The sequence below is a fragment of the Psychromonas sp. genome (assembly GCF_047632955.1).
Lineage (GTDB): Bacteria > Pseudomonadota > Gammaproteobacteria > Enterobacterales > Psychromonadaceae > Psychromonas.
On the sequence record NZ_JBLIED010000011.1, the window covers coordinates 40058 to 59651 of the forward strand.

Genomic DNA, 19594 nt, shown 5'->3' on the forward strand with positions numbered 1-19594 from the left:
GGAGGGCATATGGCCTTTGTAAATGAATTAATACCCGAAAATGAAAGATCAGAAATTCCTTTTGATAAATTTAAACCCTTTCGTCGTACAAACATAGATGAAAAATATTTAGATAAATGGACCATAGATAAAGAGCGTGGCTGTTATTTCATTCAAGTTAAGAAGTTTGGACCAGAAGAGCCAAGATATTTTGGTGGTAGCTGGAAAGGACAATCATTTAAATTCAGTGCTATGCCTACCAGAACTTCAACTCTAGAGGGGAAATACCATCTGCTTTGGGAAATATGGGCATCTGATATCTCATATCCATTAGAAACTTGTAAAATGAATACGCTTTCAGAAAATGAGGCATTTCGAGCTGAACTCTTAACACTGCTTGCCGAGGGATTGATTACTTTTGGACTGCACTATAACGATGCAACCTATGACCAAGTAACCGTTGAGATAGGGGAGTCGAAATGAGTTTAACTGCAAATGAAGCAAAGGATCTAATTGCTAAATTAGATAACCCAAGCGAAGCATCACTTTTAAATATAGTAAACCAAGTGGGTTATGACGCTGCTGGGCAAAGTGCCGAAAATGCCACCACCTTTTTCTTTTCAGGTAATGTCGGTGATTTAGATGGTAAACAAGTCAATGCCAATAAATTACTGAGTGACCTTTCAAGTGAGTTATCTGATAGCTCACTTGCAAAATTTAACTCATCACATACTTCTGAAGTTTTTGATGTCGTCAATAGCGAAGTGTTTGAGAATAAGCTGACGGAGGCCTTTGGTGGAGATGAAATAAAATTCAACGAGTTTATGGATGGTAAGCCCGATCCAACTACAGGGATCCGAGATCTTGGTTATTTTGATACCTTATCGGCAAATCTGGCTAGCAACGCTTTTGGCGATGTAGTGACTATTACCCCACAGGCTAATAACTTAAATAGTGTTTGGAATCGCTCTGAGTTGCCCGCTTTATTAGATAATCCCAAGGTCACGAGTATTAACGGTATTCCCAAGGGTAAATTATTAGCGCAATTTGAAGCGGGAACAAAAGTCGGGACACCCATATCTTTTTTACCTAAAAAGGTTTGGGTGTCCCATCATATTATTAGTTTGAATTTTAAGCAAAGAGATAAAAGTCATGGGGTTATAAACAAATGAAAACAAGTTTTTTAAAGAGTGCGATATACCGATTTGGTGTTTTTATGCGTTTTTTCTTTTTCATCATCAGCATTATTTTTATTACTCAGTTAGTGGTATTTATGAGTGGTAAAGGGCTAATGGAATATTTTTTATCAGTCCCTTATCAGAAGAGCGCGAATAATGATGGTTTCTCTTTTTCAATAGAAACTACAACAGAATATAATTTGTCCATTGATGTAGTGGCATATGGGCAAAAAAAGATTGCAATTAAAGTTTTTAGGGTTGAACAGGGGGGAAATATCGATTGGTTAGATAAATTTATCCCAACACATGAAGCGAATAAAAATTCAATATTTTTTCCAATTAACTTAAAAGAAGGTGATTATTATTTTAGATTACCATATGACAAATTAAAAAATATTAGATTATATCCGCGGAAACCCACATCACTTATCTCATCATTATTTAATTATTTAGATGGAAATATGCTTGTCTGGATAATACTCCCCGTTACTGGGGGAATTTCATTTTTTTATTTGTTTTTTTATTTTTTACCACATTTAATTAGGAAATCATAATGGCACATAGCGTCACAATATATAACGATACAAATCCTGCATTAGTAGATAATGCACGAGTGCACACTTGGATGGTATTAACCGATGGGCAAGGGAATTCAACCTATTACAGTTATGGGCCTGCTACGGGTGAGAAATTAATTAATACCCCTAGTCGCTGGGCTTCTGCTGCCGATGCTGATTTTGCTGACTGCCACAGTATTGGCAGTAATAAAAAGTCGGGACACCCATATCTTTTTTACCTAAAAAGGTTTGGGTGTCCCATCTTATTGTGCCAGAGCGGCTCATTGATAAAAACTGGTGTACATCGAATAAGTAAAAAGAAAATGGACTATATCAAGCTAAAAGTAAGTGAAGGCCATGATGAATTTTATTATGCAGGTTATGAACGGAATAAAGTTGGTTTTCTTGATGAGTTGATTGGACAACCTATGGCTATTTGCTTTTATGAAGATCGTGTCGGGCTCATTTCATATATTAAGAAATATTCAGAAATTATCTATCAAGATCAAAGGAGGATGAATAATTATGAAGAGCGTCGTGTAAATCAATTGAATCGATTACAAGAATCAAAAAATAACTTTTGGTCAACTTTTTGTTGGTGGGTGTTAATCCCTTTAACATTAACTACTTACATATTAAAAAAATATTAAAAAAAGGATGAAAATGTGAACGCAATTTCTAATGCAGATGCCCAGGCAATTCTTAAAATATTTACTGTTAATGGCTCAAGTACCACGATAGCAACCTCAATTAATAATGCAGTTGATGGAAGCACTAATGGGGTCAGGTCTTTAATTTTGATGTCAAGATTAAAGACCTGACCCTATTTCTCTTTCTATCGGTCTCGACAGTAGCAATCTTCAATACTTCAGTCCTCATGATATTGAAACAGCTACGATTACTGGCAGTGAAGATAGTGATCAGCTCTGGGGTAATGTTAAAAATAATATTATTGCTGGATTAGCTGGCGATGACAATATTCTCGGTGATAGTGGTGATGATACGCTAAGTGGCGGTCTCGGCAGTGATAATATTTATGGTGGAGATGGCAATGATAACCTGACTGGTGGTTTAGGTGATGATGAATTATCAGGTGGTAATGGTGATGATAGTTATCAATTCGCCAGAGGTGATGATCAGGATACCATTAATAACTTCTCTAATATTGCCGATGAAACGGATCAGTTGATATTGGGTGAAGGGATTGCGAAAGACGATATCTGGTTAACACGTAGTGGTGAGGATCTGGTTATTGATTTATCGGGTTCAGACGATCAAATTACAGTTGATAGTTGGTTTGTTGATGAAGCTCATCAAGTGGATGAAATTCACGTTGGTAATGCGTTTTTATTAAACTCCAAAGTTGATGGGTTGATTTCTGCCATGGCCGGATTTGATAACCCGGCAGCCGGAAATATGGATATATCTTCACAAATTAAAGAGGAGATAGCGCCGACAATTGTAGCTGCATGGCAGGCCGCCTGAGTTTAACTATTATTTACTTTTGAAAACACAAAAGCCTGCAAATTTACTAATGCCGTTCAATTAAGGTGAACGGCATTTCTTTTTTTAAGCGGATACCCGTTTTTGGAACATTTTAATTCACGAGGGTAACACCTCTCTCGCCTTGCTGGTAAAAAAAATTGTTTCGCACTTTTTGTTATATTCATTAAATATTTAGGAATATTTCCAGGCGAGCAAAATGGCAACATTGTTAACTCATAGATGATATGCATTAATGCACCATGGAAACTTAATTGGTTCGGGTGTATTCCATCGAGAGAGTTTGCTATTAATACCATTTGATAGCGTATTAAGTTATACACCAATAATATCCCCCCATAGCTCTTGTTTGATTAATTCTGGCTGATTACTACGCAGGGTAAACTGACTATTAAGTAGTGATTGTTTCATCTCTCTAAAACCCAATTCAATCTCCCAACGATGATCATATAAATCGACAATATCAGCAGTAGGAATGCGCATGACATCTGTCATTGAGGTTAATATTTGGCGTGGTTTTTCATTCACTTTTTTAGTCAATAATCGGGCTTCAATATATTCTGGTAAATCAGTGAATTTCTTTCTAGCCTGAGGACAAGGGGTTAAACGAATAATTTTATCTTGTCGCCCTAAGCTTCTCACTACTTCATATTGCGTACTTTTCTTTAACGGCATTAACCAGTGCCGTGAAACACCCGCTGAATACCAGCGATTAAGAAGTCCTAATGAATAAAATCCTCGGTCAAACACGTTAGGCTGTTGTCTGGCGTATCTTTAATTAGTTTTTCAGCTAAATGCATTTCATTTACGTCGACACTATCAAATGTACTTTGTATCAATAAATGGCTGGTTAATTCCATTTGGCATACCATCCGTACTTGAGGGTAACTTGCTTTTCCATGACGGTTAACTGTACGGCCAAAATGAGCGCTATTTTCTTTTGAGTCTGATGTACGCCAAACAACGCCCTCGACACCTAATAACGATAAACCGCACCAGCTTGGATGCGCTGATTTTTCATGCCATAACGATTGCGATTGATTAAAAATAGTCTCGATAGCCTGATGGCCTAGCTTTTTTCTTGCTTGTGTGACAGCGCTTGGTGCAATATAAGGCGTGCCATTTGGTAGGATGATGTCAAGTTGATTAACCAGTTGGCGCATTGAATGTTTTCGGAATAATGCCATACCGATGACAGCCCAAACTATTTTTTCCATTGGAAGCTTACGCTTTCTAATCGTAGCCACACCTGTTTGAGATAATGCATCAGCAACTAACTCGGGTGATAATAATTCATTAAGGCCTGTAAATTCAGTGAAGTTATTCAGTGATATTTGGGAGAGTGCTGTTGATAATTGCATAAAAAATACAATGTTTTTAGTACATCGGATTTTGATCTCATTCAGCTAAAAATCAATAGATTTTTCTTAACTGATCGGCATTAGCAAATTTGCAGGCTTTTTTTTGACCAAAGGACTTTCAGTTTGTTAAAGAACCTACCGTCTTTAGACGGTAGGTAATTCAGTGAAGTAAGACCGCCGACTGAGTTTAACCATGCAGTAATTGATACCTATGACTATCACCGTATAGCGATGTGCTTTTCATTAGTTGCACTGGGTAATACAGCGGTCACTATTAACGATCCTAAATGTACCTCAAAAACCTTCCCGGATTATTTTGAAAAGTTAGCCTCTGTCAGTTTGTAAATAAATTGACAGGTTAGATTAATACTCTGTGGATGGGGGGGTCTTATAACCGTATTACTTTTAATCTCCAATAACTAACTTATAGCAAATTCACGCATATTATTACGCATAAATAAGCGCCAAATGGGCAAGCTAACCGCGGATTTTTTCTTTTCGCCGTATAAAAAATTCAATCGTTAAAATAAAGCGACGATACCTCGTGCTATTTACTTTCTTTTCTTGATGAAGTAAAGCTAGATTGGTAAAGTACGTTCCTTTATTTATTCGCTATTAATGGAAAACTTTCATGTTTAAAATGTTCCGGGGTATGTTTTCTAACGATCTATCGATCGATTTGGGAACTGCAAACACGCTTATTTACGTAAAAGATCAAGGCATAGTCTTAAATGAGCCTTCAGTTGTTGCAATTCGTTTAGATAAAAATGGCGCAGGTAAAAGTGTTGCAGCTGTCGGCCATGAAGCGAAGCAGATGTTAGGAAAAACGCCTGGTAATATTCAAGCTATTCGCCCGATGAAAGATGGTGTTATTGCAGATTTTTACATCACCGAAAAAATGCTTCAACATTTTATCAAGCAGGTACATAACAATAGTTTTTTACGCCCCAGCCCGCGCGTTTTAGTCTGTGTACCCTGCGGATCAACCCAGGTTGAACGCCGTGCTATTCGTGAATCTGCACAGGGTGCCGGAGCACGCGAAGTTTATTTAATTGATGAGCCGATGGCTGCTGCGATCGGTGCTGGTATGCCGGTCTCCGAAGCAAAAGGTTCGATGGTGGTAGATATTGGTGGCGGTACGACAGAAGTTGCCGTGATTTCTTTAAATGGTGTGGTTTATTCTGCTTCGGTACGTATTGGTGGTGATAAATTTGACGAGGCTATTATCAATTATGTCCGTCGTAACTATGGTTGTACTATTGGCGAAATTACCGCTGAGCGTATTAAACACAGTATTGCAATTGCTTATCCTATCAATGAGATCAGAGAGATTGAAGTACGCGGAATGAATGTTGCAGAAGGCGTTCCCCGCAGCTTTACCCTTAATAGTAATGAAATCTTAGAAGCGCTGCAGGAGCCTTTAAGTGGCATCGTTTCTGCGGTGATGCTGGCGCTAGAGAAAACGCCACCTGAACTGGCGGCTGATATCGCTGAAACCGGCATGGTCTTAACCGGTGGTGGCGCGTTATTATGTGAATTAGATCGATTGCTTTCAGAAGAATCCGGTATTCCCGTGATTGTTGCTGACGATCCTCTTACCTGTGTGGCTCGCGGCGGCGGTATGGCACTTGAAATGATTGATACCTATGGTCGGGATCTGTTTAACGCCGACTGATAGGCTCTCAGTAATGGCAGTTAGACTCATTAAGTGATCATTAATGGGTTTAACGCATTGCTGGCCAGCTTCCAAGTAGCAGGCATTCTTTATGTGCCTGCTGTAATCAATTTTCTCTAATTATTCTGTAATAATGAAAACTATTTTTACGCGCGGTCCTGCATTTTTATTAAGGCTATCCATAGTGATAGTTTTTTCAGTTTTTTTATTTGTAGCTGACAGTAAGTTTAATCTTTTTGCATCATCACGTATTTATTTAAACTCTCTGGTCAGCCCGGTGCAATATGTTGCCGATCTACCGGAAAAACTGTTTAGTGCTATTTCTGCAAGTGTGATGACCCGCCATGAGTTAAAAGCGCGCAATCAACAGTTGCAAAAAGACAATTTATACCTTAAAGCTGACCGGCTGTTACTCACCCAATTAGAACATGAAAATAAGCAGTTACGTGAGTTGCTCAGCTCAAATCGAATTTTTACCAACAAAAGAATGATCACCGAAGTGATGAGTTTACGCTCAGATCCTTTTTCACATCAGTTATTGATCGATAAAGGCGCGGTAAACGGTGTTTATGTCGGCCAGCCTGTGATTAATGAAGATGGTGTGGTCGGACAAGTTTCTCAGGTAGGCAGTACTACCAGTCGGGTTTTACTGATTGTTGATGTAAGCCACGGTATTCCGGTACGCGTACAACGTAATGATCTTATTGCCGTGCTCCATGGCAGTGGTGATTGGAATAAGTTAAATATGCCTTTTGTGCAAAGTAATGCCGATATCAAAGAGGGCGATTTACTGGTCACTTCCGGTTTGGGAGGGCGTTTCCCGGCAGGTTATCCGGTAGCGACAATAAGCCATTTTGATTATCAGGAAGGTGCTGCTTACGCCGATGTCAGCGCAACGCCTGTTGCTCCTTTGCACCGCAGCCGTTATTTATTATTATTATGGAATGATCAACAATATAATGAGTCTGATTTGTCACAGGATCTATTAACAACATCGACTCCCGCAGCGTCGAATGAAGATAATTCAAAGACCCCAGATGCTCAAAATGGTCCAGAGACAGCTACTAAAGTCGAATCGCCGGAATCGAAAAATGTCATCGTTGAATAATTATCTGGCCATTTATTTTACTTATTTTGCAGGTTTAGTGTGTGCGATCTTTCCTCTTCCAACCATGCTTAATGCTTTTCGTCCGGATTGGATGATCCTTATTATTTTTTATTGGGTACTGGCATTACCGCATCGGGTGAGCATCGGTCATGCGTTTATTTTAGGGGTAGTATTTGACCTTTTATTAGGCTCTACCCTAGGCATGCATGCATTATTATTTTCGTTGTTAGCATATATCGTTATAACCAATTACCAACTTTTTCGTTATTTCACCCTAGTACAAACAACGCTATTGGTGGGGTTGTTTTCTTTATTGTCGAAACTGGCGTTATATTTGATGGCATCTAGTTTACAAGACATTATTTTGCATACATCGTATTTCTGGTCAGTGTTTACCTCGATGCTGATTTGGCCCTGGTTTTTTCTCTTTTTACGTTTTATTCGTCACCGTTTTAAGGTCGTATAAGCATGGGTTTTTGTATCTATCTTGCTTCCAGCTCGCCTCGTCGTAGTGAACTTCTCAGTCAAATTGCAGTCTCATTTAATCAGGTGAAAGCTGACATTGAAGAAAAACCGCAAACGGGTGAATCTGCGCAGGATTATGTTTTACGTTTAGCGTTACAAAAAGCCCAGGCAGGTTTTAAAAACAGCCATAAAGACAGACCCGTTTTAGGGGCAGATACGATAATTGTTATTGATCAACAAATATTAGAAAAACCACGCGATAAAAACCATGCTCGGAAAATGCTGCAGTTATTGTCGGGACGAGTTCATCAAGTTTTTACTGCGGTGGCGCTGGTACAAGGTGTTGATACAAAAAGTATTCTGGTTAAAACAGAAGTGAGTTTTAAAACCTTGAGTGAGCAGGAAATATCTGATTACTGGCAAACCGGAGAACCCCTTGATAAGGCAGCCGGTTATGCTATTCAAGGGGTTGCCGGGAAGTTTATTACGCATATTTCAGGGAGTTATAGTGGTGTTGTCGGCTTGCCGCTGTTTGAAACTGCTGAACTGATCAGTGAGTTTATGCAAGAAATTGGAAATGACCGTTGAGCTGCTAATCTGATTAAAAACTTGCCTGTTTAATTTTATTGTTGAAGCAAACCTTTCTAAATCAATCTCTTGGCACCGATATGATCAGCAAATTAACTCATTAATTTGTAGCTTAAGAGTAAAAATAAAAACAACTATCAGTATTTATACCCAAGTTCCTTGCGGTGCAGCAAGAAACTTGGGTATAAATTGCTGTTTAATATTACTTATATTATGAAGCGATAGAGCTTATGAAAAAATTTTAAAGGAAGTTCAGAATGTCCGTTGAATTATTAATGAATATCACCCCCACCGAAACACGGGTTGCGTTAGTTGAAGGTGGTGTATTACAAGAGCTGCATATAGAGCGTCAGGCGACCAAAGGGATTGTAGGTAATATATATAAAGGTAAAGTCAGCAGAGTATTGGTTGGCATGCAGGCCGCTTTTGTTGATATTGGCCTGGATAAAGCGGCATTTTTGCATGCCTCAGACATTGTCCCCTTTACTGATTGTGTTGCCAAGAATGAAAAAGAAAAATTTAAAGTGGCAGATATCTCGCAGCTGGTCCGTCAAGGCCAGGATATTATGGTGCAGGTGGTGAAAGATCCTCTCGGCACTAAGGGCGCTCGTCTCACCACCGATATCACCCTGCCTTCCCGCTATCTAGTCTTTATGCCTGGAAGCAGTCATGTTGGTGTTTCACAGCGTATTGACAGTGCAGAAGAACGTGAACGTTTAAAGATTATTGCCCAGGGCTGCTGCGTCAATGATCTGGGGGGCTTTATTATTCGCACTGCGGCAGATGGCGCACCTGAACATGAGCTGATCAACGATGCGTCTTTTTTACTCCGGGTTTGGCGGAAAGTCTTAACACGCCGTGCGCGGACTCCCAGTAAAAACAAACTGCTTTACCGCGACTTAGGGTTAGCACTGCGTATCCTAAGAGACTTTGTTGGTGAGGAAATTGACCGAGTACGTATTGACTCGCAACTGAATTTTAATCTGATCAAGAAATTTACCCATGATTTTGTACCGGAGCTGGAAGACAAAATCGAATGCTACCGAGGTAAAAGTCCTATTTTTGATCTGTTCGACGTTGAAAATGAAGTGCAGCGAGCACTCGAGCGCAAGGTGGAGCTGAAATCTGGCGGTTATTTGATTATTGATCAGACCGAAGCGATGACCACTGTTGATATTAATACCGGTGCATTTGTCGGTCACAGAAATCTTGAAGAGACGATATTTAATACCAATATTGAAGCGACACTGGCGATTGCCAGACAATTACGTTTGCGCAATTTAGGCGGCATTATTATTCTTGATTTCATCGACATGCAGTCGGTTGAACATAAACGCCGAGTATTTAACAGTTTAGAACAAGCGCTGGCAAAAGATCGTGTTAAAACCAATATCAATGACTTTTCCCCCTTAGGTTTAATTGAAATGACACGTAAACGCACGCAGGAAAGTTTAGAGCATATTTTCTGTGGTGTTTGTGAGCAATGCAGTGGTCGCGGTTACATTAAAACAGTCGAAACCGTTTGTTATGAGGTTCTGCGTGAAATATTACGGGTGAATCGCGCCTATGATGCGGATCGTTTTGTGGTTTATACTTCACCCGCGGTGGCTGAGGCATTAACCGGCGATGAATCTCATAACCTGGCTGAATTAGTTTTGTTTATGGGAAAGCAGGTTAAAATTCATTCTGAGCCTCTTTATGGTCAGGAACAGTTTGATGTTGTGATGATGTAACAGGGCGGTATATGATATTTGAAAATTTAGGTATTCGAAGTGCTGATTCAATCTCTATCTTCTTACCTATCGAGTTGCTAAATTGAAGTTCAGCCTATTTAAATGGCTGAGACGGTTCTACGCATTAATTGCAGTTAAGCTGTTTATTTTTGCTTTTTTGTTAACCCTGTTACGTATCCTATTTGTCCGGATTGACGACTATAAAGTCGATGCAATGCAATGGCTTCGCTCCGAGTATAATGTTAATTTAACCTTTACAGATATCTCTGCCGGTATTGACCTTTCAGGGCTTATTTTAAATGTCAGTGGGATTGAATTGGTCGATTCTGCTGATCTGCCCTACCGGCTTAAACTTGATCATCTGTTTATTTACCTTAATTTGTGGCAGAGCTTCAGCCAACAAACATTAGTATTTAACCGAATATCCGCACAGGGTGCAGATATCACGATTAAACCTTTCCGGGAAAATAGCGCTAAATCTGAAAGCTCCGTAGTCACTACGGCTGCGCTGCGGAAAATTTTATTAGTACAGCTTAATAAGTTTTCAATAAAAAGTAGCCAACTTCATTTTACCGATCACCTTGAACGCAAGAAAACCGTGGTGATCCAAAATTTAAACTGGGTAAATGAAGAGGGGCGTCACCAGGGAACGGGTTATGCATCAATGCTAAACAGCCTTGATGATAATTCTCCCGCCGATAATTCTCTGGATTTTGTGGTGGATTTAGTTGAGCAAAATGAACAACCCAATAGCCCCTTAACAGGCCATCTTTATGTTGCAGCAGATAACTTCAATATTAGTCATTATTTAACCACTCAAGTAAATCCTAATGCGCAACTCTTTGATGCGGTATTAGGTTTTAAAGCCTGGGCTGAGTTTTCATCTAATACGCTGCAAAAATTACAACTGCAATTAAATAACACCGAACTGCATTGGTCACAATTGGATAAAGATTATCAATGGAAGATAAACAGTGGATTAGTGCAGTTTAGCAACAGTCATGACGGTTGGTTATTAGACAGTTATGACCTTGATGTTGAATCTAACCAAAAAAAATTAAAAGGGCTTAACGTGCGCGGGCACGGCACGGCAGAAAGTGCTTATTTTCAATTTGAAGGCTTAAACATAAAAGATTTAATGCCCTTATATTTATTACGTTCTGATTTACCAGAAAAAACCATAACCTCTTTGTTAGCTGTTGACCCTGATGCTCAGATCGATGATCTTGGACTGTTTAAAAACCGCGCGGATAAACTGCAGTTTTCTGCCCATCTAAGCAAATTTAAGAGCCAGGCTCATGGGCTCACGCCCGGAATAAGTGACGCTCAGATTGAAGTTATCGGGGATAGTGCACAAGGTCAGTTAAATATCTCCCTGCCAAATCAGAGTCTTACTTTTGATGGGCAATTTAGTAGAGAGATGCCGCTTGAAAGTGCACAATTTGATTTACAATGGTTACAAATGCCCAGCGGCTTTAAAGTCTTTAGTGAGCACAGCGTATTTAATACCCGCGATCTTAATAGCACTACCGAGTTTTCACTTTTTTTCCCCAATCAAGAGAGTCAGGAAAAAAGTCCTTTTTTAAGCTTGTACAGCTATGCAGACCTTAACGATGCCAGTCAGGCGCAATATTATTTACCCGTTAAGCTGCTGGGTAAAAAAGTCTTTGACTACCTCCAGCCAACCCTGAAAAAGGGACAGGTAAAAGGGGCGAAAATATTATGGTACGGCACATTAAATCAATATCCCTATGCTCAGAATGACGGCATTTTCCAGGCATCGGTGCCCTTGCGGAAATCCGCATACGATTTTTACGGCGACTGGCAGGGGCTAAAAAACCTGGATTTAGATGTTCTCTTTGAAAATGATAGCCTGACAATGAATGCACGAAGCGCTTCTTTGCAGGATCTGGAGATTAAAAAACTGTCGGCGGAGATTGATCATTTAAATCCCAATGGTATTTTAACCGTTAAAGCCGACATTAGTGAGAATGCGCAAAAAATCAGCGACTATTTGAAAGCTTCTCCTCTTAAGGAAACCGTTGGTAAAGCACTCTCGGTGATTGAAATTGAAAAACAATTAACAGGTGCATTACAGTTAACCATCCCTTTTAACCGCAAAGTACAGAACAGCCAAACCCTGGGAAGTATTCAGCTGGCAAACAACAGCGTTAATATTAAGTTAGCTGACGGTGTTCTGCTGCCCCTAAAAAATGTCCAGGGACAGTTTAGTTTTATCAATGGCAACTTGACCGCTAATAACCTGACAGGTCAATTATACGGACAACCGCTGCAGATTTCTTTTAACAGTGAAGAGCAGCAGGACAAATACCAGGTGAACGCCGATCTGACCGGAAATTGGGACTTGGCGGGATTAACACAGACGAAAATGCTGTTAAACCCGCTGCGCATATCCGGACAGTTAGATTGGACTGCCGCGATAAACTTTGGCAACCTGCTGGGCGGTGGTTATCAATATAATGTTGCCTTTAATTCTGCAACACGGGGGGTTGATATCGGACTGCCTTTTCCCTTTCAAAAAAATGCGCTGCAATCCTGGCCGACAGATATCGTTTTTTCAGGCGATCAGAATGGCAGCACGTTTGAAGCAAAAATAAAAAATAAATTGTGGTTTAGCGGAGCACTTGACTACCTGCAAAAACAAAATAATATTCCCTATTTTTCACTCAATATCGGCACCGATAAAGTCCCTGCAACGGATAAAACCAAGCAGGTGATTAATATTAACCTGGAGAGCATCGACATCGCCAGTTGGTATCATCAATGGGTTTTATTTAGCGAGCAGAGTAGCAAGCTAAAGACCGCAACGGATGTGCAGCAAAAAAATGCCGGGATGATTGAGCTGGATGAAATTAACTTTAACATCAAATATGCGGATTTATTCTCACAACCTTTAAATAACCTAAAGGTACGGGCAGTCAACGATCATCAAAAGTGGGATACGACGGTTACTTCTGATAATTTGCAGGCTGCAGTGCAGTTGCGCAACGGCGAGCCGGTGCGACTGGATGTTGATATTAGCAAGTTGAATTTCCAAGCGCTGGATTTATCAAAAATCAATAGCGGTCAAGAAACGGACTCCAAGGATCAAGTAAAAGAGCGTAATTTATTAAAGGTTTATCCCGAGATTTTAGTCAATTGCTTATCTTGTATTTATGGCGATATAAATTTATCGCCAATGCGTCTGCATATTTTTCCTGACAAAAAAAATCTTAATATCAATCACATTAAAATTGGCGATGAAAAAGAATTCAGCGAGATATCCGGCGTTTGGGATCAGCACAAAACCAGCCTGATTATTAAAAGTGTCGGTGACGGGGACAGTGACATTGTAAAAAGACTCGGTTATAGCAGCCCGATGATCTATTCTAAAGCGGAACTAAGCGGGGCTTTTAACTGGATTGGCGCACCCTGGTCTTTTAATTTAGATTCTCTCAATGGTAATTTTTCAGCCAAATTAAGCGATGGTGCTATCACTGAAGTGAATGATAACGGTGCGCGTTTATTAAGTCTGTTTAGTCTTGACGGGATCCGGCGTACACTCAACAATGAATTTAACAATGTATTTTCGAAAGGTTTGAATTTTGATCAAATCACCTTTTCAGGTAGTATTACCGACGGCATTGTTAAAAATGATGATTTTTACTTAACTGGCGCTGCCGGAAAAATCTCCGGTAAGGGGCTGATCGACTTGCCAAACTACGATACTAATTATCAAATGAGTTACAGCCCGGCTGTCACCTCAAGTTTACCCGTTTTAACCGCCTTTGTAATAAGTCCATTGACCGGCGCTGCGGTGTTTATGTTAACAAAAATTTTAGAGCCCGTTGTGGAAACGATAATTCGCGTTGATTTTACGGTTAAGGGGCCGTTAAGCGAACCTGAAATCAAACTGGTCAACAGGAAAAAAGGCAAGGTAACACTGCAACACACTGACGTGCTTGATGAAATAGAAGGACTTAAGAAACAAAATGTCAGCAATTAAGGGTAATGGCAGGATCTTGACGCTCGCTTTTAGTCGTTTAAGTTGACTGCAGATCCTTTTTATCAGAATCAGATATTTAGAATCCGTATACTATTAAAGGGGACTGGCAATGAGTTTTAATCTATCGGCAATACAGATGCTCAGTGTGAGTGTCGCAAGTGAGAACATAACGCGTTTAGAGCTGTTATTAGCCGCATTGTCTCCGGTTCCCGGACAGTTGGTGCTGTTGCCTGAAAATGCCCTGTGCATCGCAGATAAAAAGCATTATTTAGGATTATCCGAAAATTTAGGTCAGGGTTATTATCAGTCCATGTTGAGCGCGCTGGCAAAACGTTACCAATGTTATTTAGTCTGTGGTAGTTTCCCGATTAAAAGTCCGGTAACGGATAAAATATTTACCACTTGTCTGGTATTTTCGCCCTCGGGCGAACTGCTCAGTCATTACCATAAAATGCATCTTTTTGATGCACGGGTTGCAGATCAAAAAGGGCTTTATAAAGAGTCAGATACCTTTATTCCCGGGCAGGAAGTTAAGCTCTTTAACTGGCAGTGTGGTGCTCATTCTGTCAAAGTTGGATTAACCATCTGTTACGATTTACGTTTCCCGGGTTTATTTCAAACATTACGCCAACAGGGAGCGGATATAATATTGGTGCCCGCCGCCTTTACGCAAACCACTGGTGAGGCGCACTGGCTGCCTTTATTACAAGCACGGGCAATAGAAAATCAGTGCTATATTATTGCCGCTAATCAGAGCGGCCGTGAAAAATATGGTCACTCTATGATTATTTCACCCTGGGGTGAAGTACTTGAACAATTGAAAGACGGTGAAGGCAGTATTCACCACCTTTTTGAAAAATCACAGATAGAAAAAATTCGTCAAGCTATGCCAATACTTGAGCATAACCGTTTTACAACCTTAAAAGTTTAAAGGAAATATTCATGTCCTTCGATAAAATATGCGAGCGATTTTTAGCACCTGCACAATTACAAATCAGTGATTTAGAATCTCAGCTTGCAGCCCTTAACAGCACCCAAATTGATTATGCCGATTTTTATTTTCAGTCAAGTCGTCACGAATCGTGGTTATTGGAAGACGGCATCGTCAAAGATGGCAGTTATAATATCGAAAAAGGCGTTGGCATTCGTGCGATTTCAGGTGAAAAAACCGGTTTTGCCTATTCCGACCAAATTTCTCTAAAAGCCATTAAGGATGCGGCTGATGCTGCTAAAAGTATTGCTAAAAGCGGTCAGGAAAAACAGCTTAAATTGATTATGCCAAGCCCTTCGAAGTTGGTTTATGGTGAATCCGATCCTCTAATAAGTTTATCAAGGGATAAAAAAATCGCGCTGTTAAAGGAGGTTGATCAGTTTACCCGTGCCTTAGAGCCTTCGGTCACCGATGTTACTGTCTCTCTAAATGCTGTTTATGAAGAGATTCTGGTGGTGGCGACTGACGGTACTCTAGCCACTGATATTCGCCCCTTAGTGCGTTTTAGCTGCTCAGTATTGATTGAAAAGAAAGGTAAACGTGAACGTGGCAGTGCAGGTGGTGGCGGACGTTTTGATTTGGATTATTTTATTGACAGCAGCGCAGGAGAAGCAGTGGCGTTCGGTTATGCGCGTGCGGCCGTTCATCAGGCTTTAGTTAATATTGAAGCCGTCGATGCGCCAGCAGGTTCAATGCCGGTAATCGTCGGAGCCGGCTGGCCGGGCGTACTATTACATGAAGCCGTCGGGCATGGTTTAGAAGGGGACTTTAATCGTAAAGGTTCATCGGCTTACTCGGGACGGATTGGTGATAAAGTCGCGTCAAAGCATTGTACTATCATTGATGACGGCACGCTTGCGGACCGTCGTGGCTCGCTTAATATCGATGATGAAGGCACTAAAACACAACGTAACGTGTTAATTGAAAATGGTGTTTTAAAAGGTTACATGCAGGATAAACTGAACGCTAGATTGATGGGAGTTGCACCGACAGGTAATGGCCGCCGGGAATCCTATGCTCATCTGCCGATGCCGCGTATGACTAATACTTTTATGCTTAATGGTGATTATGCCCATGAAGAATTAATTGAAAGTGTTAAAAAAGGTATTTATGCGCCTAACTTTGGGGGTGGTCAGGTTGATATCACCTCGGGAAAATTTGTGTTCTCCGCTTCCGAGGCTTACCTGATTGAAAACGGTAAAATAACCACCCCTATTAAAGGGGCTACCCTGATTGGTAACGGTTTTGATACGATGCAGCAAGTCTCTATGGTGGCCAATAATATGGCGCTCGATTCCGGTGTCGGTGTGTGCGGTAAAGAGGGGCAGAGTGTGCCCGTGGGAGTGGGACAACCGTCGCTGAAAATTGACCAGTTAACCGTTGGCGGGACTCATTAAGCAAACCAATTTGCATCCGCCAGAAGCTTGTCCTGCTTATTGATAATCAAATTAATAAGCGGGATGGTTTTACGCAAAAAGTGGATTGGATTTTTATGTTGAACAGTATTATATTTTCTTTCTCTATTTTATTTTATCTGAAGTGTTATGTACTACGGTGAGAAACTCAACAGTATAACGCATCTGGTGGGGGCCGTTTTGGCCCTGATTGGTTTTGGTGTGTTATTAACCATTGCGCTACAAGTCTACGATTGGCGAATGTTGGTCAGTTTTAGCGTTTTTGGCTTTACCCTTGTTCTGCTTTACACTATGTCCACCTTGTACCACAGCCTGCGCTCCGCGAAACTTAAAAAAATATTCCAAAAGCTGGATCATGTCTCAATTTACCTGTTAATTGCAGGAACCTATACCCCCTACATGCTGGTCTCATTAGAAAATAATAGCGGTCTGATCATGCTGACATTGGTCTGGGGGTTAGCCGTTATTGGTTTATCGGTAGATATTTTAGTGAGTAAGCGTATTGAATGGTTACAGGTGTCAATCTATCTGCTGATGGGTTGGATTTGTGTGTTTAATTTTTCACAATTTCAGGCTGCTATTCCCGCTGCCGGGGTAATGTGGCTGACCGCAGGAGGAGTCGCTTATACGGCGGGTATTGTATTTTATATTTTGGATACGATGAATAAATTAACCCATGCTCACGGGATCTGGCATCTGTTTGTTTTATCGGGCTCTATCTGTCATTTTATCTCTATTGCTGGATACGTAAGATAATCTGATTTAATAACCTTGGGCATGCTGCAATCGTTATAAAAGCAAAAAGAGAAATGATGTTATCATTTCTCTTTTTATTGGGGTAAGTTATAAACAAACAGGTTTTAAATAAATAAATAAATCCTTCGCTGCTTTTGCAGGTTTTTCTAATTTCTTTTCTTTATTTGCCTGGCGTACAAATTGACGTAATTTCTGACGATCAAGTTGCGGATATTCTTCTAATAACGGATCAATTTTACTGTCCCCAAACTCGATCAACTGATCTCTTAACAACTCTAAGTGTTGTGTTGCATGGGTTAATTGCTGATGTTTATTGTTCAGCTTATCAAGCGCAGTTTGAATAATACTAATATCTTCAGTTCTTAGTATCTTGCCTATGTATTGTATTTGACGGCGCACAGCTTCATTCTTGCCGCTAATTTTATGGGCAACTGAAATAGCATGAAAAAGTGTTTCACTTGCCGGTATCTGAGCAAGTTGTTTTTTATTTAATGCCACTAATTCACGGCCGATTAGTTTCAGCGCATCAGCGTCACGTTTAATTTGTGATTTGCTGATTTCGTCTTCAACAACTTCTACAACTTTTTTATTCATAAATTTATTTTCTATCACGGTTAAAAGGTATAATTATGCGCATCATAACATCATCGCAAGAAGGTTGCTTTAAAGCATGTTATTCTATTATACGCGAACGATTCGAAAATGCAGTATTCACTGCAGTAAGAGGTGATTTTCAGCATGGTAAGTCACTCAGAAGATAAGCTTGTTGATAAAGTCAGTGAGCTTTCCGTTGCGCCTTATTCTTATTTACCGAGTCAGCTGTGGTTTAACTGATTCGAATACTTCTCTCGTCAAATTTTATTTTATTCTAAATGGTGTATTAATCATGATTGAACAGAAACAACAACTCGAAAATGCGGTTGACCAGGCATTAACATTTGCCCGTCAGCTTGGAGTCGACCAGGCTGAAGTTGCGCTAGGAAAGTCAACCGGTATTTCTGTTAATACGCGTTTGGGTGAGGTTGAGAATATCGAGTTTAATCATGATGGTGCAATGGGGATCAGCGTCTACGTAAACCAATGTAAAGGCAGCGCATCAACGGCTGATTTAAGTTTAGAAGCCATTCAATCAAGCGTTAGAGCGGCTGTCGATATTGCCAAGTTTACCAGCAAAGACCCCTTTTCCGGTTTATTAGACCCTGAAAGTTTAGAAAAAAATCCGCTGGATTTAGATCTTTATCATCCCTGCGACTATACCACGGAGGAGTTTTTGGCGGTTGCCAAAGAGTGTGAGGATATCGCATTATCCAGTGACTCGCGTATTGTTAACTCTGATGGGGCTGCATTTAACAGTCATTCAAGTCTTAAGGTGTACGGCAATAGCAATGGTTTCCTGAACAGCTATGCAAGCAGCCGTCATAGTTTGAGTTGTGTGTTAATTGCGCAGCAGCAACAGGAGATGCAACGCGATTATAGTTATACTAGCGGGCGGGACGTTAAGGATCTGCTGAGCGCGAAATGGGTGGCAGAAGATGCTGTTAAGCGCAGTGTCGAGCGTTTGGGTGCAACTAAAATAAAAACCCAGGAAAGCCCTGTGATTTTTGCTCCGGAAGTTGCAACCAGTCTGTTTGGCCATCTGGTCGGTGCTATTAGCGGCATGAGCTTGTATAAAAAATCGAGTTTCTTACTGGATAGTTTAGGAACAAAAATATTTCCGGAATGGATGGAAATTTCGGAACATCCGCACCTGATTAAAGGTATCGCCAGCGCACCCTATGACCAGGAAGGAAGCAAAACCATTGAGCGGAATATTGTTGAAAGTGGTGTGCTGCAGACCTATTTATTACCCGGATACGCATCGCGGAAAATGCAAATGGCAAGTACCGGACACGCCGGCGGCATTCACAACTGGTTTGTTAAAACGGGTGATTTAGATTTGCCCGGGTTATTTAAAGAGATGGGCACTGGACTGTTTATTACCGAGTTGATGGGCCAAGGTGTAAACCTGGTGAGCGGAGATTATTCCCGCGGAGCGGCCGGTTTTTGGATTGAGAACGGAGTGATTGCTTACCCTGTACATGAAATTACCATTGCCGGAAATTTAAAAGAGATGTTTATGGGGATTGCGGCGATCGGTAATGATATTGATCCGCGCAGCAGCCTTAAAACAGGCTCTATTTTAATTAATAAAATGAAAATAGCCGGACAGTAATAGTTTGGCTATAAGCAATAAAATGAGCCTATTTTAAATAGGCTCATTTTATTTAACAGTAGAGTTT

16 protein-coding genes and 3 pseudogenes are annotated in these 19594 nt (G+C 40.5%); 17 read left to right on the forward strand and 2 right to left on the reverse strand.

Going from position 1 to position 19594, the window contains the following annotated elements; translation table 11 throughout:
• The first annotated feature begins 9 nt into the window (after positions 1-9).
• The 6 genes and pseudogenes from ACJAZP_RS09070 (at position 10) to ACJAZP_RS09095 (ending at position 3199) form a co-directional block, all read left to right on the forward strand.
• Complete coding sequence (locus ACJAZP_RS09070) at positions 10-462, forward strand: hypothetical protein (RefSeq protein ID WP_415230421.1); 453 nt, start codon at positions 10-12, stop codon at positions 460-462.
• A complete protein-coding gene (locus ACJAZP_RS09075) occupies positions 459-1151 on the forward strand; it encodes a hypothetical protein (protein WP_415230422.1) in 693 nt (230 codons plus the stop codon). The genes ACJAZP_RS09070 and ACJAZP_RS09075 overlap by 4 nt, the downstream gene beginning before the upstream one ends.
• The gene (locus ACJAZP_RS09080; protein WP_415230423.1) at positions 1148-1711 is read left to right on the forward strand and encodes a hypothetical protein; all 564 of its coding nucleotides are present in this window, start codon (positions 1148-1150) and stop codon (positions 1709-1711) included. Before ACJAZP_RS09075 ends, ACJAZP_RS09080 begins: the two co-directional genes overlap by 4 nt.
• Positions 1711-2364 (forward strand): hypothetical protein, encoded by a 654-nt coding sequence (locus ACJAZP_RS09085; protein WP_415230424.1) that lies wholly within the window; start codon positions 1711-1713, stop codon positions 2362-2364. Before ACJAZP_RS09080 ends, ACJAZP_RS09085 begins: the two co-directional genes overlap by 1 nt.
• A gap of 247 nt (positions 2365-2611) precedes the next feature.
• Positions 2612-2842 (forward strand): annotated as a pseudogene (locus tag ACJAZP_RS09090) (calcium-binding protein); the annotation flags it as partial.
• A 63-nt stretch (positions 2843-2905) separates the two neighbouring features.
• Positions 2906-3199, forward strand: a complete 294-nt coding sequence (locus ACJAZP_RS09095; RefSeq protein WP_415230425.1) for a calcium-binding protein — start codon at positions 2906-2908, stop codon at positions 3197-3199.
• Positions 3200-3255: 56 nt separating this feature from the next.
• On the opposite strand, the pseudogene ACJAZP_RS09100 reads toward ACJAZP_RS09095, so the two are convergent.
• Positions 3256-4578: pseudogene (locus tag ACJAZP_RS09100) on the reverse strand (IS4 family transposase).
• Between the two features lie 159 nt (positions 4579-4737).
• Between ACJAZP_RS09100 and ACJAZP_RS09105 the strand changes: the two are divergent.
• The 10 genes and pseudogenes from ACJAZP_RS09105 to trhA form a co-directional block, all read left to right on the forward strand.
• A pseudogene (locus tag ACJAZP_RS09105) lies at positions 4738-4923 on the forward strand (3-phosphoshikimate 1-carboxyvinyltransferase); the annotation flags it as partial.
• A 286-nt stretch (positions 4924-5209) separates the two neighbouring features.
• On the forward strand, positions 5210-6253 hold the full coding sequence (locus tag ACJAZP_RS09110; protein ID WP_415230426.1) for a rod shape-determining protein: 1044 nt from the start codon (positions 5210-5212) through the stop codon (positions 6251-6253).
• Between the two features lie 133 nt (positions 6254-6386).
• A complete protein-coding gene (mreC, locus tag ACJAZP_RS09115; protein ID WP_415230427.1) occupies positions 6387-7361 on the forward strand; it encodes a rod shape-determining protein MreC in 975 nt (324 codons plus the stop codon).
• Complete coding sequence (gene mreD, locus ACJAZP_RS09120; protein WP_415230428.1) at positions 7345-7827, forward strand: rod shape-determining protein MreD; 483 nt, start codon at positions 7345-7347, stop codon at positions 7825-7827. Before mreC ends, mreD begins: the two co-directional genes overlap by 17 nt.
• A 2-nt stretch (positions 7828-7829) precedes the next feature.
• Positions 7830-8414 (forward strand): Maf family protein, encoded by a 585-nt coding sequence (locus ACJAZP_RS09125; RefSeq protein ID WP_415230429.1) that lies wholly within the window; start codon positions 7830-7832, stop codon positions 8412-8414.
• Positions 8415-8671: 257 nt separating this feature from the next.
• Positions 8672-10147 carry a ribonuclease G gene (gene rng / locus ACJAZP_RS09130; protein WP_415230430.1) on the forward strand — a complete coding sequence of 492 codons (1476 nt, stop codon included), beginning with the start codon at positions 8672-8674 and terminating at the stop codon, positions 10145-10147.
• Positions 10148-10229: 82 nt separating this feature from the next.
• Entirely contained in the window at positions 10230-14153 is a 3924-nt protein-coding gene (locus ACJAZP_RS09135; protein WP_415230431.1) for a YhdP family protein, read from the forward strand.
• Positions 14154-14262: 109 nt separating this feature from the next.
• Positions 14263-15084: a carbon-nitrogen hydrolase family protein gene (locus tag ACJAZP_RS09140; RefSeq protein ID WP_415230432.1), complete on the forward strand. Its 822-nt coding sequence runs from the start codon at positions 14263-14265 to the stop codon at positions 15082-15084.
• Positions 15085-15095: 11 nt separating this feature from the next.
• Positions 15096-16541: a metalloprotease TldD gene (gene tldD / locus ACJAZP_RS09145; RefSeq protein WP_415230433.1), complete on the forward strand. Its 1446-nt coding sequence runs from the start codon at positions 15096-15098 to the stop codon at positions 16539-16541.
• Between the two features lie 147 nt (positions 16542-16688).
• Positions 16689-17315, forward strand: a complete 627-nt coding sequence (gene trhA, locus ACJAZP_RS09150) for a PAQR family membrane homeostasis protein TrhA (protein WP_415230434.1) — start codon at positions 16689-16691, stop codon at positions 17313-17315.
• Positions 17316-17402: 87 nt separating this feature from the next.
• Here the strand turns inward: trhA and yjgA are convergent, their stop codons facing one another.
• Complete coding sequence (yjgA, locus tag ACJAZP_RS09155; RefSeq protein WP_415230435.1) at positions 17403-17909, reverse strand: ribosome biogenesis factor YjgA; 507 nt, start codon at positions 17907-17909, stop codon at positions 17403-17405.
• Between the two features lie 292 nt (positions 17910-18201).
• On the opposite strand from yjgA, the gene pmbA reads away from it, so the two are divergent.
• Positions 18202-19527, forward strand: a complete 1326-nt coding sequence (pmbA, locus tag ACJAZP_RS09160; RefSeq protein ID WP_415230436.1) for a metalloprotease PmbA — start codon at positions 18202-18204, stop codon at positions 19525-19527.
• The last annotated feature ends 67 nt before the right edge of the window (positions 19528-19594 follow it).

What these genes read in the sequence shown, in the direction of transcription:
- ACJAZP_RS09070 (WP_415230421.1), top strand. Translation starts at nt 10, where the DNA reads ATGGCCTTTGTAAATGAATTAATACCCGAAAATGAAAGATCAGAAATT.
- ACJAZP_RS09075 (WP_415230422.1), top strand. Translation starts at nt 459, where the DNA reads ATGAGTTTAACTGCAAATGAAGCAAAGGATCTAATTGCTAAATTAGAT.
- ACJAZP_RS09080 (WP_415230423.1), top strand. Translation starts at nt 1,148, where the DNA reads ATGAAAACAAGTTTTTTAAAGAGTGCGATATACCGATTTGGTGTTTTT.
- ACJAZP_RS09085 (WP_415230424.1), top strand. Translation starts at nt 1,711, where the DNA reads ATGGCACATAGCGTCACAATATATAACGATACAAATCCTGCATTAGTA.
- ACJAZP_RS09110 (WP_415230426.1), top strand. Translation starts at nt 5,210, where the DNA reads ATGTTTAAAATGTTCCGGGGTATGTTTTCTAACGATCTATCGATCGAT.
- mreC (WP_415230427.1), top strand. Translation starts at nt 6,387, where the DNA reads ATGAAAACTATTTTTACGCGCGGTCCTGCATTTTTATTAAGGCTATCC.
- mreD (WP_415230428.1), top strand. Translation starts at nt 7,345, where the DNA reads ATGTCATCGTTGAATAATTATCTGGCCATTTATTTTACTTATTTTGCA.
- ACJAZP_RS09125 (WP_415230429.1), top strand. Translation starts at nt 7,830, where the DNA reads ATGGGTTTTTGTATCTATCTTGCTTCCAGCTCGCCTCGTCGTAGTGAA.
- rng (WP_415230430.1), top strand. Translation starts at nt 8,672, where the DNA reads ATGTCCGTTGAATTATTAATGAATATCACCCCCACCGAAACACGGGTT.
- ACJAZP_RS09140 (WP_415230432.1), top strand. Translation starts at nt 14,263, where the DNA reads ATGAGTTTTAATCTATCGGCAATACAGATGCTCAGTGTGAGTGTCGCA.
- tldD (WP_415230433.1), top strand. Translation starts at nt 15,096, where the DNA reads ATGTCCTTCGATAAAATATGCGAGCGATTTTTAGCACCTGCACAATTA.
- trhA (WP_415230434.1), top strand. Translation starts at nt 16,689, where the DNA reads ATGTACTACGGTGAGAAACTCAACAGTATAACGCATCTGGTGGGGGCC.
- yjgA (WP_415230435.1), bottom strand. Translation starts at nt 17,909, where the DNA reads ATGAATAAAAAAGTTGTAGAAGTTGTTGAAGACGAAATCAGCAAATCA.
- pmbA (WP_415230436.1), top strand. Translation starts at nt 18,202, where the DNA reads ATGATTGAACAGAAACAACAACTCGAAAATGCGGTTGACCAGGCATTA.